The 17113-nt window shown below is 41.1% G+C and carries 20 protein-coding genes and 1 pseudogene; 13 read left to right on the plus strand and 8 right to left on the minus strand.

All coding sequences use genetic code 11. The annotated features are described in order from the left end of the window. Positions 1 to 8: 8 nt before the first annotated feature. A complete protein-coding gene (locus V7K73_RS05885) occupies positions 9 to 2183 on the plus strand; it encodes a GumC family protein (RefSeq protein ID WP_334878002.1) in 2175 nt (724 codons plus the stop codon). A gap of 102 nt (positions 2184 to 2285) precedes the next feature. Here the strand turns inward: V7K73_RS05885 and V7K73_RS05890 are convergent, their stop codons facing one another. From V7K73_RS05890 to V7K73_RS05900, 3 genes and pseudogenes are all read right to left on the minus strand, one after another. Beyond that, positions 2286 to 2957 carry a rhomboid family intramembrane serine protease gene (locus V7K73_RS05890; protein WP_334878004.1) on the minus strand — a complete coding sequence of 224 codons (672 nt, stop codon included), beginning with the start codon at positions 2955 to 2957 and terminating at the stop codon, positions 2286 to 2288. 130 nt (positions 2958 to 3087) lie between these two features. Then, positions 3088 to 3801 (minus strand): rhomboid family intramembrane serine protease, encoded by a 714-nt coding sequence (locus V7K73_RS05895; protein ID WP_334878005.1) that lies wholly within the window; start codon positions 3799 to 3801, stop codon positions 3088 to 3090. A 94-nt stretch (positions 3802 to 3895) separates the two neighbouring features. Next, a pseudogene (locus tag V7K73_RS05900) lies at positions 3896 to 4003 on the minus strand (SDR family oxidoreductase); the annotation flags it as partial. Between the two features lie 332 nt (positions 4004 to 4335). Between V7K73_RS05900 and V7K73_RS05905 the strand changes: the two are divergent. Continuing rightward, the gene (locus V7K73_RS05905; RefSeq protein ID WP_334878007.1) at positions 4336 to 4953 is read left to right on the plus strand and encodes a tetratricopeptide repeat protein; all 618 of its coding nucleotides are present in this window, start codon (positions 4336 to 4338) and stop codon (positions 4951 to 4953) included. A 15-nt stretch (positions 4954 to 4968) separates the two neighbouring features. Here the strand turns inward: V7K73_RS05905 and V7K73_RS05910 are convergent, their stop codons facing one another. Both V7K73_RS05910 and V7K73_RS05915 read right to left on the minus strand, forming a co-directional pair. Beyond that, on the minus strand, positions 4969 to 5157 hold the full coding sequence (locus tag V7K73_RS05910; protein ID WP_334878009.1) for a hypothetical protein: 189 nt from the start codon (positions 5155 to 5157) through the stop codon (positions 4969 to 4971). A gap of 65 nt (positions 5158 to 5222) precedes the next feature. Beyond that, a complete protein-coding gene (locus V7K73_RS05915; RefSeq protein ID WP_334878118.1) occupies positions 5223 to 5804 on the minus strand; it encodes a Uma2 family endonuclease in 582 nt (193 codons plus the stop codon). Positions 5805 to 5934: 130 nt separating this feature from the next. Between V7K73_RS05915 and V7K73_RS05920 the strand changes: the two genes are divergently transcribed. The 7 genes from V7K73_RS05920 (at position 5935) to V7K73_RS05950 (ending at position 10196) form a co-directional block, all read left to right on the plus strand. Next, positions 5935 to 6096, plus strand: coding sequence for a UPF0175 family protein (locus V7K73_RS05920; RefSeq protein ID WP_334878120.1), 162 nt, complete (start codon positions 5935 to 5937; stop codon positions 6094 to 6096). A gap of 279 nt (positions 6097 to 6375) precedes the next feature. Further along, positions 6376 to 6900, plus strand: a complete 525-nt coding sequence (locus V7K73_RS05925; RefSeq protein ID WP_334878011.1) for a hypothetical protein — start codon at positions 6376 to 6378, stop codon at positions 6898 to 6900. Between the two features lie 63 nt (positions 6901 to 6963). Beyond that, positions 6964 to 7392: a hypothetical protein gene (locus V7K73_RS05930; RefSeq protein WP_334878013.1), complete on the plus strand. Its 429-nt coding sequence runs from the start codon at positions 6964 to 6966 to the stop codon at positions 7390 to 7392. 36 nt (positions 7393 to 7428) lie between these two features. Then, positions 7429 to 8907, plus strand: a complete 1479-nt coding sequence (locus tag V7K73_RS05935; protein WP_334878015.1) for an ABC transporter ATP-binding protein/permease — start codon at positions 7429 to 7431, stop codon at positions 8905 to 8907. A 652-nt stretch (positions 8908 to 9559) separates the two neighbouring features. After that, positions 9560 to 9739 (plus strand): hypothetical protein, encoded by a 180-nt coding sequence (locus V7K73_RS05940; protein ID WP_334878017.1) that lies wholly within the window; start codon positions 9560 to 9562, stop codon positions 9737 to 9739. Continuing rightward, a complete protein-coding gene (locus tag V7K73_RS05945) occupies positions 9736 to 9936 on the plus strand; it encodes a hypothetical protein (RefSeq protein ID WP_334878019.1) in 201 nt (66 codons plus the stop codon). Before V7K73_RS05940 ends, V7K73_RS05945 begins: the two co-directional genes overlap by 4 nt. Further along, a complete protein-coding gene (locus V7K73_RS05950) occupies positions 9936 to 10196 on the plus strand; it encodes a type II toxin-antitoxin system RelE family toxin (RefSeq protein ID WP_334878021.1) in 261 nt (86 codons plus the stop codon). Before V7K73_RS05945 ends, V7K73_RS05950 begins: the two co-directional genes overlap by 1 nt. Positions 10197 to 10254: 58 nt before the next feature. Here the strand turns inward: V7K73_RS05950 and uvrB are convergent, their stop codons facing one another. Next, on the minus strand, positions 10255 to 12252 hold the full coding sequence (uvrB, locus tag V7K73_RS05955; protein ID WP_334878023.1) for an excinuclease ABC subunit UvrB: 1998 nt from the start codon (positions 12250 to 12252) through the stop codon (positions 10255 to 10257). A 253-nt stretch (positions 12253 to 12505) separates the two neighbouring features. Between uvrB and V7K73_RS05960 the strand changes: the two genes are divergently transcribed. The 4 genes from V7K73_RS05960 (at position 12506) to V7K73_RS05975 (ending at position 15487) form a co-directional block, all read left to right on the plus strand. After that, complete coding sequence (locus V7K73_RS05960; RefSeq protein WP_334878025.1) at positions 12506 to 12970, plus strand: hypothetical protein; 465 nt, start codon at positions 12506 to 12508, stop codon at positions 12968 to 12970. Between the two features lie 352 nt (positions 12971 to 13322). Next, complete coding sequence (locus V7K73_RS05965; protein WP_099103871.1) at positions 13323 to 13505, plus strand: CsbD family protein; 183 nt, start codon at positions 13323 to 13325, stop codon at positions 13503 to 13505. Between the two features lie 613 nt (positions 13506 to 14118). Continuing rightward, positions 14119 to 14757, plus strand: a complete 639-nt coding sequence (locus V7K73_RS05970; protein ID WP_334878026.1) for a histidine phosphatase family protein — start codon at positions 14119 to 14121, stop codon at positions 14755 to 14757. A 16-nt stretch (positions 14758 to 14773) separates the two neighbouring features. After that, positions 14774 to 15487 carry a gamma-glutamylcyclotransferase gene (locus V7K73_RS05975; RefSeq protein ID WP_334878028.1) on the plus strand — a complete coding sequence of 238 codons (714 nt, stop codon included), beginning with the start codon at positions 14774 to 14776 and terminating at the stop codon, positions 15485 to 15487. A 261-nt stretch (positions 15488 to 15748) separates the two neighbouring features. Here the strand turns inward: V7K73_RS05975 and V7K73_RS05980 are convergent, their stop codons facing one another. Further along, positions 15749 to 16420, minus strand: coding sequence for a TetR/AcrR family transcriptional regulator (locus tag V7K73_RS05980; RefSeq protein WP_334878030.1), 672 nt, complete (start codon positions 16418 to 16420; stop codon positions 15749 to 15751). 121 nt (positions 16421 to 16541) lie between these two features. Continuing rightward, the gene (locus V7K73_RS05985) at positions 16542 to 17039 is read right to left on the minus strand and encodes a GNAT family N-acetyltransferase (RefSeq protein WP_334878032.1); all 498 of its coding nucleotides are present in this window, start codon (positions 17037 to 17039) and stop codon (positions 16542 to 16544) included. Positions 17040 to 17113: the final 74 nt, after the last annotated feature.

Below are 17113 nucleotides of genomic sequence, written 5' to 3' on the forward strand. Positions count from 1 at the left end.
AAGCGACCATGACCCCACCAATTGTTAAACGCTATCTTATTGCTTTTGAAAAATACAAGTGGATTGGACTAGCTAGTTTTGGTTTAGTTGTAGTGGGGTCAACGGTGGTGGCTATGCAGCCAGAGCCACCTACTAAATACATAGCATCTGCCGCACTAACCTATGCTGGTCCACCAGTTTCTTTCTCTGCAACTGGTACTCAAATCCAACAGCAAGGAAAGGAACTAAATGAGGATGTTTTATTATCAAACCAGATAATTGCCACAGTGGCAGATAAAGTAAATATCAAACCGAAACAACTCGGTTCTAATATTGTCCTTTCTTTACCTAAAAAAAATGCCAAGACTGGAGATTTAGAAACGAGTATCTTTGAACTGAAATATGTAGATAGTGACCCCAAACGAGCCATAGAGGTCTTGACTGACTTGATGCAATCAATGATTAAGTTGAGCAGTGACATCAATACTGGGCGACTACAATCAATTATTGAAAAGATTGACGAGCGCTTACCACAAACTAAACGGGAATTGCAAATTGCCGAAAAAAAGCTAGAACAGTACGATCGCATAGAACGAACGGCAATATTAGCAGCGGAGAATGGCAGCTTGTTAAGCGCTATTACTGCCAGCCAAAATCTGCAACGGCAAATTCAATTAACTATTTCTGGGGTTGATGGTCAAGTTAATAGTTTACACAATAAGTTAGGCTTATCAGTCGGACAGGCTTATATTTCTTCTGCTTTGAGTGCCGATCCCATTATTGGTAACTTGCGATCGCAAATTTATCAAAGTGAGTCGCAAATTGCTGTACTCAGAAAAGATTTGCGACCAGAACACCCAACGATGGTTCAGTTGCAGCGCCAGAAAGAAGCTGCTGAGGAATTGCTGCAACAACGGGCTGCGGAAGTATTAGGTGGTGATGGAACGGCGGCTCCGCTTCAGGGTAGCGTTGCTGGGATTCGCGCCCAAAGTAGCTTAGATCCAGCCCGCCAGCAGTTAGCAAACCAAATGGTGTCTTTACAAACCCAACGGGAGACGCTGCAACAACAATTAGCTCAAGAAATCCAACAAGAAGCGCGACTACGGCAAGAGTATTCTTTGATACCCAATAAGCAATTAGAGCGATCGCGTTTAGAACAAGAGGTTGGACTTAAAAAAGCCATCTATGACCAAATGCAGGCAAAGCTAACCGATGCCAAAACCGCAGAGGCAGAAACTACCAGCAGCCTTAGCATTGCCAGACGCCCCACAGCGACTGCGGATATCAGACCCTCGAAGAGTGTGCCTATTACCCTTGCTGTGGGTGGTTTGTTAGGTGTGTTGATTGGTGGCGGGGTGATATTTTTGTTGGGAGCGGTGGAAGGTACTTTCAAAACCAGAGAGGATATCCGCGAGAGCCTCAAGCAGCGGGAAGTGGCACTGTTGGGAGAATTGCCTTTAATGCCAGTTGATGATTTGCCACAAGAAGTAGTGCCGGTGCTACTTTCTGCGGATTCTCCTTATTTAGAATTTTATGAGAAATTCCGTAGTAATCTGCGCCGGGTTGGTGGTAAAGCCTTAAAGGTGGTGTTGATTACTAGCACCAGTAGTTTAGAGGGTAAAACGACAAGTGCTTATAACTTGGGTATAGCTTCAGCCCGGGCTGGTAAAAGAACCCTGATTATCGAAACAGATTTGCGATCGCCTTCTCGTTGTACATCCCTAAATATAATTCCTGACCCCGACGCCACTATTGAACCCCTGCGTTATTACGCTAACTTAAGTGAATGTATTCGTTTAGTTCCTCATGTAGAAAATTTATACATCATACCCAGCCCTGGCCCTCTGCGGCAATCCGCCGCTATTCTTGAATCTAGCGAAATGCGGCGGCTGATGGAGGATGTGCGCGAACGTTTTGATATAGTTATTTTAGATACCACTCCTCTCAGCATATCTAATGATGCTTTGTTAATCCAACCCTACAGCGATGGCATGGTACTTGTGGCGCGACCACACTATACACAAGAGAACATGTTAGGTGAAGCTATCGATCAATTAGTTGAATCGGAACTGGGGTTATTAGGAGCAATTATCAATGGTGCTGATATCGTTGTTTCTTTACCAGAACAAGTCGTAGAATCATCAAGATTTAAATCTAAAGCAGAAGAATCAGAAGAAGTTTCAGCAGGTGCCAATAAAAACTAATAGTTTCTAAATAGGGGAAATTTCAACGCAGAGGATCGCAGAAAAAAGGCAGAAGATTGATAGGTTGCAATTGTTTTGTTAATGATTTCGGAAATTTTGTACTTAGTCTTGTCTAAACAATCCAAATAGGGGAGCGAGAATCACCCCAAAAGCAAAACCACCAATGTGCGCCCAGTAGGCAACTCCACCAGTTTCCACGCTGATATGAGTTGCTGTTTGTAGGCTAGCAAGACCGGAGATTACATTTTGTACAATGAAAAGTCCAATTATTACTAATGCTGGTACTCTGATTGTGGTGATGAAAAACCCCAAAAATACTAGGGTCATGACTCTAGCTTGGGGAAAACGGATAATGTACGCACCTAAAACACCAGAAATTGCACCACTTGCTCCCAAGGAAGGAATTTCCGAATTCATTCCAATAAACCATTGAGACAAGGCAGCTAAAGCACCACACGCTAAATAAAAAATCAGATATTTGACATGGCCTAATCGCTCCTCAATATTGTTGCCAAAAATCCAGAGAAACAGCATATTCGAGATTAAGTGCCACCAACCACCGTGTAAAAATTGTGATGTAAATAATGTTATCCACTCTCTATTCCAATTGGTGGTTAACTCTTGAGGTATTAGTGCATACTGATTTAAAAACTGACTCAATTGTGCATTTGACAGGCTCACCTCGTGAATAAAAACTAAAATATTCATGCCAATTAACCCGTAGGTGAAATACGGGGTGGTTCGCGCCGGATTTTCGTCGTAGAGGGGAAACACAAATGTTTTTCCTAATTTATTGACTAATTGCAATATAGCTTGTAAGGCTAGCAGCTGCGAAGCTTAAGCAATTTCACCTATTTAATTAGTTAGCCTGATTGAAAGCCTTGATGATACCCAGAAGAATTACTTACCAAGATTCTTCCTGTGATTTATCGTTAAACAAACCTAACAGTGGGCCAAGAATCGCCCCAAAGATAAACCCGCCTGCATGGGCCCAGTAGGCAATACCGCCACCTTCCATACCGATGTTAGTACGTGTTTGCAAACTAGCAAGCCCGTAGAAGGCTTGTTCGAGAAACCAAAATCCCAAAAAGAAATATGCCGGGACGCGGAAAGTTGGGAAGAAAAACCCTAAAGGCACTATGCCGAGAACTTCGGCGTTGGGAAAGCGGAGAATGTAGGCTCCTAAAACGCCTGCGATCGCACCACTTGCACCCAAAGAAGGAATGCTAGAATCTTGAGCGAAGAACCACTGGGTCAAGGATGCCAAAACACCACAAGATAAATAAAACAGTAAATATTTGGCATGACCTAACTTATCTTCAACGTTGTTACCAAAAATCCAGAGAAACAACATATTACCTGCTAAATGCAAGAAACCACCATGCAAAAATTGTGAGGTAATTAAAGTTGCCCACTCTGGTACTGGTTGATGTAATGAGACACCAGCAAAGCTTAAAGTCAGTTCTCGTGGTACTACAGCCGCAAGGCGTAAAAACCCATTTAATGCTTGAGGGGGAAGATTTGCTTCATAAAGAAAAGCGAGGACATTAGCAGCAATCAGTCCATAAGTCACATAAGGGGTAATTTTTGTCGGATTATTATCTCTAATGGGTACCACGGGCGTTTTTTCCTGAATTTTAAGACAGTAGTATCACAATACTGAATTTTACAAGTTGTTTCTTCTACCCCGTGGATGGCTTTCGCTTTCAGATTTAAAAACCAAAAGCCAAAAATCCACCATCGACAGTGATACATTGCCCAGTGATGAAAGATGCCAGTGGCATACAAAGAAATGCCACTAAACCCACCTCCGTGGGTTTTAAATTGCTGATTTTGTATTAGTTTGCGAAGGCGGACTTCTCTTCTCTTCTTAGGCTGCGCCAACGAGACGCTACGCGAACGTTTGTGTAGTAGCGTAAAGCCTTCTCTTCTCCCAAGGGGAGATGCTAGCGCGAACGAGAGGCAATGCCTTCGGCATAGCTTCGTTTAGCGCGTCAGCGTGCCGGAGGCTCTATTTTATTCGCCCAAAACTTGTTCATTCATCCTCTAAGAGTTTATCTTGCAGATGCCCAATGCGATCGCATTTTATAGTAATGTAGGCGATCGCAATCTCTAAACCATTGACTCGCTGACCAAACCCACTGACAAACTCATGTTTTTTTCAAATTCTCTAGAAAATCAACTCCAGCGCTGGAACGAAACCATTCGCAATCAGCCGAAAAATCCTAATGCTTACATTCGCCGAGGGATGGTGAACTTTCAACTAGCAAAAATTGATGAATCTATTCAAGATTTTGACATTGCAGAACAATTGGATGGCAGTATTAAACCTTACCTTTGGCAACGAGGATTATCGTATTATTATGCAGAAAGATTTGCTGAGGGCGCTGAACAATTTGAAATAGATTTGACAGTGAATGCTCAAGATGTAGAAGAAACAGTATGGCGATATCTCTGCATAGCTCGTTCGTTAGGTGTTGAAGAGGCGCGTAATTCTTTATTAACTGTGAAAAATGACCCTCGACGTATTATGCAGCGCGTATATGATTTGTATGCGGGAGATTGTACACCAGATGATGTTTTAACAGTTGGTCTAGAAGGGATAAAGGGAAATTTTTACAGTCATCTTTACTTGGGATTATATTACGAAGTTGAGAATAATGCTGATTTAGCTCAAGATTATATAGTTAAAGCTGTTGATAATTACAAAATCGATGATTATATGTGGAATTTGGCGCAGGTACATAAAACTCTGCGAGGATGGTTTTGATTTGCTCAATAATAATTATCCTGCATAGTTGTACACAGGAACTTCAGTGAAGCGATCCGGCTGTTGCCCACTGAGGATAATTTGCTGTAAATGCTCTACAGTTGATGGAGAAAAAAATTGTTCTCCTGTTTCTTCATTCACGCGAACAGGTACGTTCTCAATCATCAAGACTTGTCCATTTAACTCTAACGGTAAAGTCTTCATATAACTATTTTTTCACATCCGTCTGGCTCAGGGTATATGTTATCCTCCATGTAGACTATTATTTGCTACGCATCTGTTACTTCAGTTTCAAATTGCACTTGGCGGTACAAATGAGCGATCGCTATTTCTACATCCACCGATTCCAGTCGCAATATATCGCCCAAATTATACTCTGACAGCACCCATTTTCCCTGTTCGTTGCGCCGAAACACTTCTACAGCCGGTTGAGTTACTTGTACTAAAACATATTCTTGCAAGGTTGGAGATTGACGATATTTGGCAAACTTTTTCCCCCTATCGGCTGCTTCCGTTGAAGGTGATAGCACTTCGATAATTAAGCAAGGAAATTGTACCAATTGTGGATCGTCATCGCGCTCATCGCAAGTTACCACCACATCTGGATAAAAATATTTTTGCCCAGGTTCTACCTGTACCTTTACATCTACAATGTATACTTCACAGGAGCGATTGGCTAGGGCATCATCTAGAAGCTTGGAGAAATTCAGAGAAATCCGATTATGGTTGCGTGTAGCACCACTCATCATCACAACTTCGCCATCCCAATACTCGTAGCGTTCCTCTTGGGTGGGTTCCCAAACTAGATATTCCTCTGCACTCATTAAAATGTAATCGGGTAAAGCAACCATCGGCGATCTCTTAATCATTCACTTTATTTAGGATAGCGAAATAAGAGGCTTCTTTTGATTGCTACCCGGATTAAGCAGTAATATCTGAGGATTTTATCTTGCTAATATTTAATGCGATCGCACACTGCGTCTGAATTGCTATTGTACCTATGTTCCGTCTGCCCGTGCTTGGACTGGGCTGACAGTGATTGAGTTTCAACACCAATTGGCAAAACGGGGACTTTGCATCAACTACGATGTCGAAGATTTACAAGCAGATGTTAAAACCTTGCAATCAATGGGCTTGCTGTGATTGTTAATCTCGTCTAGCCGAGACTTATAGTAGTCCAGCGAGTAATAAATCAGAATTTACAAACATCCTCCGAACTAATCTGATTTTGAATCTGAAACTGTTACTTCGATAGGGTTTTCGGGAAGTATACAAATATGGCTCTTTAGATTTCTCACTCAACTGAGGATGACGAAGATAGAGGGAACTGGAGAGATAAAGGAGGTGGGAGAGATATGCGATCGTACATCTCAGTAAAGCAGTTCGATAACACATTTTAAGCAAAACATCGCAAATTACATTATGCAAATTGTCACAAACTTTCCCCGTTTAATCGACCGATGGCTTCGCTATCGATTCCAAACAATCCTAGTTGTATGTTTTTTACTTTGGACACCGCTTCTAGTAATAGAAACTTTGCAGATTCAACACTCTTGTCATCCCATGATTCACTGGGCTGGTACACTCCCAGCAAAGTGCCAACCTAAAGCGCTACAACTTAATTCTAATTCATCTAAAAAACCTGAAACTCAGCGCGATCACTCTCAAGAACAAAAACAAAAAGTACCGAGCGATCGTAGTCCATCACCTAAACCCTCGCCTACTCCTCAACCTCAAACACCTGGCATATCTCCACCACCTCAACCGCCAGAGAAACCCAATCGAATAGAAGAAGCTATCAAGACAGCAAAAGACCATCCTGACATCACAGGTAGTGTTGTTGCCATTGGAGTTGCAAGTGCTGTGGCTGTTGTTGCCACTGTTCCCCTAGCTGTCGCCGTAGGAATTGGTGCAGCAGTATGGTTTGTGATTAGGACAGTGCTTTAGCAGCACTATTTTAATTTTTCATTTTGTCTAATATTTCAGGAAATAAAGGAGTAATTAACCAAAATGCAACCTTCTAACAACCCTCAACAATCTCCCAACCTTGTGCAATCCTCCTCCAACAACCCCCAAATCGTTCCAGGTTCAGACGGGCAAATACAATCTACTTCCAATTCTATAGAAACCCCAGCCGTTTCCTTAAAACTTCCCGGTTCAGGATTTTCATTACACCTGAATAAATGGGTTGTTTTAGGAGTTTTTGGAGTTGCAATGGTTGGCACATTCTTTCTTTTAACCAAAGGAAGTGAATTTTGCTTATTCAGCACTTGTATGCAGCCAATTGATTCCACAAGCTCACTTGCTATGAACTTTTGGGGATTTGCAGGAGGAACAGCAGCACTCGTAATTTTAACCACTTTTTTCAGTGTCTCGTTAGTGCCTGCTGTTGCCGCTTCCTTTGGAGTTTGGTTTGTAATGCAAATGACACTCCGTTAGCTCTAAATCTTATCTATATTTTTTCTGACAGAAGCCATGAATATTATCGAACTCAAGCAAGTTTCCAAGGTATTCCGCAAAGGATTCCAGCAAAATCCTATCTTACAGGATATCAATCTGATTGTGCACAGAGGCGAATTTGTCGTGTTGCGCGGCGAAAATGGAGCTGGCAAGACTACTCTACTGAATTTGATTTTAGGGTTACTCAAACCCAGTAGTGGAGAAGTTAAACTAATGGGGCTTTCACCACAAAGTGCTAACTCAAAAATTCATGTTGGAGTAGTTTTACAAGATACACAAGTTCCAAGAAATGTCAAGGTAAAAGAGCTTGTTGAATTGTTGAGAAGCTACTACCCTAATCCACTTTCAACTGAAGAAATATTGAACACAGTTAAGCTTAAAGATAAAGAAAGTGCTTGGGCAACTGACTTATCTGGCGGGCAAAAACAGCGACTTTATTTTGCCCTTGCTCTAGCAGGCAATCCCGAACTACTCGTCCTTGATGAACCAACCCGAAATCTAGATGAAAAAGGATATGAAGAATTTTGGCAGCAAATCAAACTCTGCCGTCAACGAGGAAGCACTATTCTAATGGTGACAAATAATAAATCCGACTGGGACGAATTAAGTACTTTAGCAACTCGCTGTGTCACTGTCCATAAAATTACTGAAAGTCCTCCTGAAGGACAGCTAACTCAGGAGCTAATAAATTTTGAAGATAAAACTTTATTAGATCAGCTTGAAAATACTAGGCAGACTGAGAATTTATCTGAAACTTCTTCTCAAAATATCCAACGCATTTTTCAACAACAGTTCTGGTTTGAAATTCTTCAACTACTTCGCACTCCAGTCTTTTTAATTGCAACACTCGCAATGGTAGGATTTGTCCCGTTATTAAAATTGCAAGAATTAAAAGGACAAAAGGCAACAGAAACAGTTGTTTCCCTGTGTGGCATCATACTTTTCACGATTGTCATCGACCGATTGGGTAAACGAATTGCAGTTGAGCGATCGGAAAAATGGCTTAAGCTTTTGAGAGCCACATCTTTACCACCAACAGTATATATGGCGGCTAAGATTGCCACCTCGCTTCTCATTTGCACTGTGAGTCTTTTATTAATCTTCGGATTAGGAAGCTGGCAACTTGAGATGAGAATAGATTTAACTCAAGGGTTAGTTTTGATATCGAGCCTAATCTTAGGAATTATACCTTTTGCCATTCTCGGTCTTGCATTGGGTTATTTACTAGACCCCAAAAGTGCTGATTCCACTCTTAGCCTATCGCTAATTGTTGTTCCTGTTGCTTGCGGTTCAATTCCACTTCCAGTACCGCAAATCGTACAAGATTTAATTGCATTCTCGCCATTCTACCACTATCGGCAATTAGTTCTATCGGCGGTTAACTTCAATCACGATAACCAACTATTTCTACATTTACTTTGGCTACTTTGGGCTTGGGGTGCTTTTGGTTTATTGGCGGCTTGGTCTTATCAACGCGATCGCACCATTCAGTAGCTTCAACAGGATTGACACAAGAGATATGATACTTTTGATTTACTTGAGTTCACTTGATTAATTAATCTCTACCATAAGTGGACAATCCTCTGCAAGAGTTGCTACGCGATCGCATCCTTATCGATCATCTATTCAATAGTCGTGGTTTCGGTTTCAAACTGCACTTGTCGATACAAATTAGCGACGCCGAATAGCCCGTCGTATACATCGCTATTTCCACATCTGCCGAATTGCTACCCTAACCAACCACTAATGCTCTAGCATTTTATCTCGTAGATGTTTAATGCGATCGCGTCATTGCTCAGACGGAAAAACGTCAGCTAGAGGAGTGATGTCGCCAGCAGTAATTTCTTGCCGTACCATATCAGCTAGACGATCCCACTGAGTATCTGTTGTAGATTCAAACTGAGCTTTCCATCTTTGCTCATCTTCTATTTCGGCAAGGAGACGAGCAGCGATCGCATCCTGTTCAGCAACAGGTAAAGTTTTTAGTTGGGCGATGTCTACGACGGGCTATTCGGCGTCGCACGCTCAAGTAACTCAGTCATAGCTACCACACTCTTAAAACGTAAATGGCATCTTATCCATTATCGCTTCTTGGTGGCAAGTTGAGCGCTTCCTCACCCAAGCGATAGCCTTTCTGCGTGGGTAATTGCTGATTCGTGAGTATAAGATTCAGATTAACGTCCTAACATTTTATCCCGAAGATGTTTATGCGATGTGCAAACGGTTTGTTATGCCGCCGCGATCGCCGCAATATGTCACAATAGCAGGTAAAACAGTAAGAGTAGTTCTCACTAACCGTCATCCCCTATGCAAGTCAAAGATATGACCATCGAAGAACTCAAGCTTCTGATTCAAGAAACTGTTGCCGAAACGATTCAATCTCTAATGGTTGATCCTGATCAAGGCAAACAAATAAAGCCAGAAGTGAAAGAGCAACTACTCGACTCCCTACAACGTACTCAATCTGGAGAACGTGGAATCCCTGCTAAGGAAGTAGCAAAAAACCTGGGATTGACCTGGTAATGAGCTACGACATCGAATTTAAATCAGAGGCGATTATCGGGTTTGAAGCTCTCACCTCAACTATTCAAGAGCGCATCCTGCGTAAAATTCGCTGGTTGTCTGAGAACTTTCAGGACTTAACCCCTCAACCTTTGAGTGCTGATTTAAGCGGTTTGTTCAAACTCAGAATTGGGGACTACCGGATTATTTATTCCTTTGATACTGAAGCACAACTCATCACAATTCATAAAGTTGGGCATCGCCGTGATATTTACAATTAACAATCTGTCATCAGTGTCCCTTCAATCACACTCCAATTCAAGACTCAGTAGATTCACGTTAACGTCCTAGCATTTTATCCCGCAGATGTTTAATGCGATCGCGCAATTTCCCCGCCTCTTCAAATTCCAGTTTCTTCGCCGCTTCTTTCATCTGTGCTTCTAACAGAGTAATCAACCCTGGAATCTGTTCTAATGGCAGTTCATCTATATGTTCATCGACAACTTTCAAATCAGTTGCATTCAACCGCCGAGATACATCTAAAAAAGCCAAAATTGCATTACTTGATTTTTTGACAATTGGTTGCGGTGTAATCCCATGCAGTCGATTATGTGCCGTTTGAATACCGCGCCGTCTATCTGTTTCATCAATAGCTTTAATCATGCTACCTGTCATATTATCGGCATATAAAATTGCTTGTCCTTGGACGTGACGCGCGGCTCTACCAATAGTTTGAATTAAGGAGCGATCGGTTCGCAAAAAACCTTCTTTATCTGCATCCATAATTGCTACTAAAGAAACTTCGGGTAAATCCAAACCTTCCCGCAGCAAGTTTACACCAACCAAAACATCAAATTTCCCCTCGCGCAAGTTCTGTAAAATTTCAATGCGCTCAATAGAAGTAATCTCGGAATGTAAATACCTTACCCTTATACCGTGGTCTTGCAAATATTCGGTTAAATCTTCCGCCATCCGCTTAGTTAATGTGGTAATTAACACGCGTTCATGACGATCGGCTCTATCTTTAATTTCTCCCAACAAATCATCAATTTGTCCTTCTGTAGGACGCACAGAAATTTCTGGATCAACCACTCCAGTTGGTCGAATTACTTGCTCAACTATCCGATCTTCAGAAATTTCTAATTCCCAATTTCCGGGAGTTGCTGAAACAAAAATACACTGATTCACCTTTTGCCAGAATTCTTCTGCTTTTAAAGGACGGTTATCAGCAGCGCTAGGAAGTCGAAATCCATGTTCAATTAAAACTTTTTTTCTAGCTTGGTCACCGTTATACATGCCGCGAATTTGGGGTACTGTAACGTGAGATTCATCGATAATTAGTAGCCAATCTTTGGGAAAATAATCGATTAAACATTCTGGCGATTCTCCAGCTTGTCTTCCTGCTAGGTGACGGGAATAATTCTCAACGCCGTTGCAGTAACCCACTTCGCGCAGCATTTCTAGGTCATAGCGTGTACGTTGATCTATGCGTTGCGCTTCTAATAGTTTCCCAGCTTGTTCTAAGTCTAGTTTTTGCTGTTTTAACTCGGCTGCAATGTCATTACAAGCTACTTCTAGCCGTTCTTCTGGGGTGACAAAGTGACGTGCAGGGTAAACATTCACCGCCGACAAACTCTTGAGAATTTCCCCTGTCACCGGGTCAATATAGCGAATTGCGTCAATTTCATCACCAAAGAATTCGACACGAATAATCCGGTCTTCATAAGCTGGGCCAATTTCTAAGACATCACCCCGGACGCGAAATTTTCCCCGACCCATTTCTATGTCGTTGCGGCTATATTGAACATTTGCCAAATCCCGTAAAATTTGGCGTTGATTTACTTCCATACCTATCTGAAGAGGGATGGCAGCTTTCAGATATTCTGCTGGCATTCCCAAACCGTAGATGCAACTGATGGAAGCAACGACAATGACATCACGGCGTTCAAAAAGCGATCGCGTCGCTGAATGCCGCAACATATCTATTTCATCATTAATCGCTGCCGTTTTTTCAATATAAGTATCGGTAACGGGAATATATGCTTCTGGCTGATAATAATCGTAGTAGCTGACAAAATACTCGACTGCGTTGTTGGGAAAGAAATCTCGCAATTCGTTACAAAGCTGTGCAGCAAGGGTTTTGTTATGCGCCAGAACTAAAGTAGGCTTGCCAATTTTCTCAATAACTGCTGCTACCGAAAATGTCTTACCAGTTCCAGTGGCTCCGAGTAAAGTTTGGTAACGATTACCAGCTTGGATACTAGCAGTAAGTTGTGCGATCGCTTGTGGTTGATCGCCTGTGGGACTAAAGGGAGCTTGAAGACAAAATTCTGTCATACAGTTTTGCTGTAAATACCCTATCTCATGGTGACGATTCCGCCCTGTATCCATTCTAGCTGGCTTATTAGAGCAAATAAATAGTAATATTTATTTACAAAAATTATTAATTTAAATTTACTTATGTATCAGTTTTAAAGATTCTTATATCTATATGAGGTTTTTTAAGGTTAGACTCTAATGTATATGGGAAAAAATTTCATCTTTCCTTAATTATTGTAAAATTCAATTAACAAAACAGAGGTTTTCATTTATGACTATTAGCAACACTGGCAAAGCAACCAGTTCTCGGCAAAAGTATGCCAAGTCTCAAGGGGAAGCTAGAGAGGAAGTTGAAAATCAACAAGACCAGAGCTTGAATGCTGATAAAGTCGAGGAAGTTAATGAACTGCCAGTTGGAGCTACTGGGACACTCGCCATTTCTGGAATTCGTCCCATAGGCGCTAGCGACTTAGAAGTTGCTGAACACCTCTCAATTGCTGGGGTGCGTCCTGTTAGCACCAGTACCTTGGAAGTAGTTGAAACCTATAACTCAATGGGTATTCGTCCAATTGGCGCTAATAAATTTGAAGTCGTTGAAAGTATAAATCTCTCTGGGATTCGTCCAATTGGCTCAAGTTTATTGGTAATTGATGAAAGCTATTCCACCTTCGGTAATCGTCCAATCGCATCAAATGAGATTGATAATTCTGAAAGCCTAATGGGTTTTCTAGATTAGACAAAAAATATCCCCATAACTTTATAACCCAGTTCCGTACAAGAACTGGTTTTTTTTTACTATAAACTTAAAAGTAGAGATTACAATATTTGCACTTATTCTATGTCTTTTAGCATAGATACCTAAACTCTTCTTTCTTTATTTTATATTCAACCAACAGCCAAAACCCTTACTACAACTAACTTTATTAATTACGAATTACGAATTACGAATTACGAATTATTGAATCTGCCTTGTGGTGGAAGGCTTTAGCAAAAATTTTAAGCTAGTGTGTAAAGGTAATAACAAAATATTTCAAGGTTTGTTTACAGCTTTGAAGTAAATTTTTGTTTGATTAAATCAGGAGTACAAAATGAGCATTGAAGATCGCGCAAAAGCAGCTGCTAAAAATGTTGAAGGTAAAGCCCAAGAAGCTTTAGGAAATGTCACTGGAGATCCAGAAGATAAAGCTAAAGGTAAAGCAAAGCAAGCTGAGAGCGAAGTACGTCACGGGATTGAAGACGTGAAAGATAATGTCAAGAAAAATATTGACTAATAACTAATTTAAATTTTTTGCAGAAATAGGAATACAAATGGGGTGGATTCCATTTAGGCAAAAAATAATGAAGGATTGAAGATTGAAGGCTATACCTTTTTCCGCTCTTAGTAAGCGTGGAAAGTTAGAGAATTAGCTTGATTGGCATTAATATAGAGACGTAATAAATTACGTCTCTATATTATAAAATAAATGTATAACAAATTAGAGGAATAACCTCTATAGATTTCAAGTTTATAGTTTATTAAAATATAGGCCAAGATAAGCGATCGCTATAGGGCGATATCTACCACGAGCCTAGTTGCGCTAACAGGGCTATTTCATTCTATTTTTACGGCAGTTTTTAGGAATCTTTTTCAGAAAAATAAGAATTTAAACGCGATTTAAGTTGAGAACCGTAGTTTTTGCCCTCACCCTAAATCCCTCTCCCAAGTCTGGGAGAGGGACTTTGAAAACGTCACATTTTAGAATGAAATAGCCCTAGTTGCGCTAACTTTGCCCTGAAAATCATTCCAAATATCAAAAAATTGTAGTAATATACCACAGGCGTTAATTATCTTCAGCTACATCTGATTTTTAGCGCTTTTAAATTTACAATCAATGAGAATATACGGTGAGCCTAACTCTTTATTTCCTCCGTCACGGACAGACAGAATGCAGCCGCAATAATTCCTTTTGCGGTTCCATAAACTCAGAACTTACCCCAGAAGGGGTGGATATGGCAAAGGCTTTTGCTCAAGTATATAGTTCTATGGATTGGACAGCAATATTTTGTAGTCCAATGCAGCGAACTGTATTGACAGCAAAACCCTTATGTGAAGCAATAAAGATAGAACCACAACTCAGAGATGGTTTAAAAGAAATCAACTATGGTAAATGGGAAGGAAAAACGCCAGAAGTAATTAGCCATGAATATCACGATGATTATATTCGCTGGTCAGCAGATCCGGCTTGGAATGCTCCAACTGATGGAGAAATGGCTGTTACAATTGCTTCTCGTGCCTTACAGGTAATTGAAGAAATTAAACACAATTATAGTAGTGGTAATGTTTTAGTTGTTTCACATAAAGCAACTATCAGAATTATGCTGTGTAGTTTACTAGGGATTGATGTAGGACGCTTCCGTTTTCGTTTGGGATGTCCTGTTGCTTCGGTCAGTATTGTAGAATTTACCTCACATGGGCCGCTGTTAAAGGTTTTGGCAGATCGTAGTCATTTGGATGAGCAGTTGCAAAATTTACCAGGGACGTGAGGGAATAATCTAAACTATGTCACTTAGCCGTAGCGACCTCGAAGCCAAAAATGAACAGACAAGACTATTAGAAGCATCACACTCTGGAATAAAGCTAACTACTCTGAGCGAAGATGAGTTAGAGCGATCGCTCCATAAAACACTACAACAGCATCCGCCAAATTCTGATATTTGGATATTTGCCTACGGTTCGCTGATTTGGAATCCTTTAATCACATACGTCGAGCGCCGTGCTGGGATCATTTATGGTTGGCATCGGCGCTTCTGTACATGGATGATCCTCGCTCGTGGTACTCCAGAGAATCCAGGATTACTCTTAGGACTCGATCGGGGCGGTAGTTGTCGTGGGATTATTTATCGAATTGCTGCTGCTGATGTACCATCGGAATTACTGCTGATTTGGCGACGGGAGATGTTGGCTGGTGTCTACGTTGCTCGTTGGGTAAAGGTGTTTGATGGTACACAGCAATTCAAAGCGATCGCCTTCGTTGCCAATCGCCAACATCCCAGGTATGCCGATCGGATACCATTAACAACCACTGTTAATAGTATTGCCACCGCATCTGGAAAATTAGGTTCCTGCGCTGATTATCTTATGAACACTGTTGAGGGATTGATGGCAGAAGGGATTAAAGATAGACAATTACTTTTGTTACGCAAACAAGTACTGGCAAAACAACAAGCCCTTTTAGTTAGTGGCGGCTCTACTCAAGCTAATACTTCAGAATAACTGTTGTGAACCTCTAATTGAATAATTATACCGATAATGCTAAAATAATTTTTTTGTTAATAGATTAGTGAATTTTAATAAACATAAATTCTATTCAGTAGCATCCCAATTTTGGCTTAAATCTTTTCCCTCACCCCCAGTCCCTCTCCCAAATATGGGAGAGGGGAGATATAATTCTAGTTCCCCGAATCCCATATGACGGGGGATAGGTTAGGGGATGAGGGCTATCAAGGTTTTTGCACCTGACGGGATGCTTTCATTCTATTCAGTAGCGATCGCTAAAGCTGTTGTCTCTTGAGTATGGCTTACAGCCGTATTGACAACTGAGAGGGCAGTGGCACTGATACCGCACACAAAAATATCTACACAGGTTTCGATATAATCCTCACAGCTATAGCTGCCTTGAGTGCAATTTGCACTACGGCATAGCATTCCAGCTAATAACATTCCTTTAAACATATCAACTGCTGAAAATAGATCAATATCTGCTCTGACAGTACCTCGTTTCTGACTCGATTGCAGATAAGCTACCAGTTTTTCTCCTAAAGGCTTGGCAGCTTCTTGAATCACTTGTTTCGCTGCCTCAGGATGACGTTTGGCTTCTCCAATGAAGGTACGAATTAAGTCTTCCTGTGCTTCTAGCATAGTATTGTAAAGATGGCCATACCGGATTAAATCAATTTTTAGATCCTGCGTCCACGCTTGGGGGTGTGCAAGGGCTTCTGTTTGGAGCGCCAAGGCGTTTTTGATCACTGCTCCCAAAAGTTGTTCTTTGCTAGCAAAGTGGCGAAATAAAGTCACCTCATTCACACCAGCAACACGAGCTATTTCACGGGTAGTTGCTCCTTGAACACCTAAGCTAGCAAATACCTGTGAAGCGCCTTCTATCAAACGTGTACGGGTGAGAGTTGATGAACGGATGGCTTTATTCATTTATGCTAACAAGTACTTACTTCCATGATATGTTATGTGGAAAAAGCTGTGGCAATTTGAATAAAAATAATCTTGATACTAGCATTTTTAAAGTTATTGAAAATCTTATATTGGCTTAAACTTATTTCGGTGCAATAACTAATATTTTACTCATTTTAGTAACTGGAACAACTACTCCACTTCTTAAATAATGAGGCGCTTTTTGGATGGCAGTAAATCCCAGTCGTAAATAAAAGCCTTCGGCATAGAGGCTAGCAGTTGTAATTACCTTATTTATACCTTGATTAGTTGCTTCATCGCAAAAATGTTGGACTAAAGCACGCCCGACACCTTTACCTTGATATTTAGGATGGACATACAGCCCGATCAGTTCATCAACAATAAAACTAGCAAAACCTATAACAACATCTCCCGCGATCGCAACCCAGAAAGTTTCCGCTTTCATACTCTTCAAGATTTTTGAACCATCAGGTTTGTCGCGGTTATTACGCCAAGCTAAAAGTTCTTTTCGGGTGTAAAAAGTTGTAGGCAAAGCTTTGATGGCAGCAATATGAATTGCACTCAGCACCCACGCATCTGTTTCTTGGGCAGGCCGAAGAGATATTTGGTTAGCGCTCATAGGTTCAGCGCTGGTATGCAAAATTTTAGTTACGTAGCATTGAAAGCCTTGATTTCTCGTAGGGGCAATTCATG

Source organism: Nostoc sp., assembly GCF_036916975.1.
Classification (GTDB): domain Bacteria; phylum Cyanobacteriota; class Cyanobacteriia; order Cyanobacteriales; family Nostocaceae; genus Nostoc.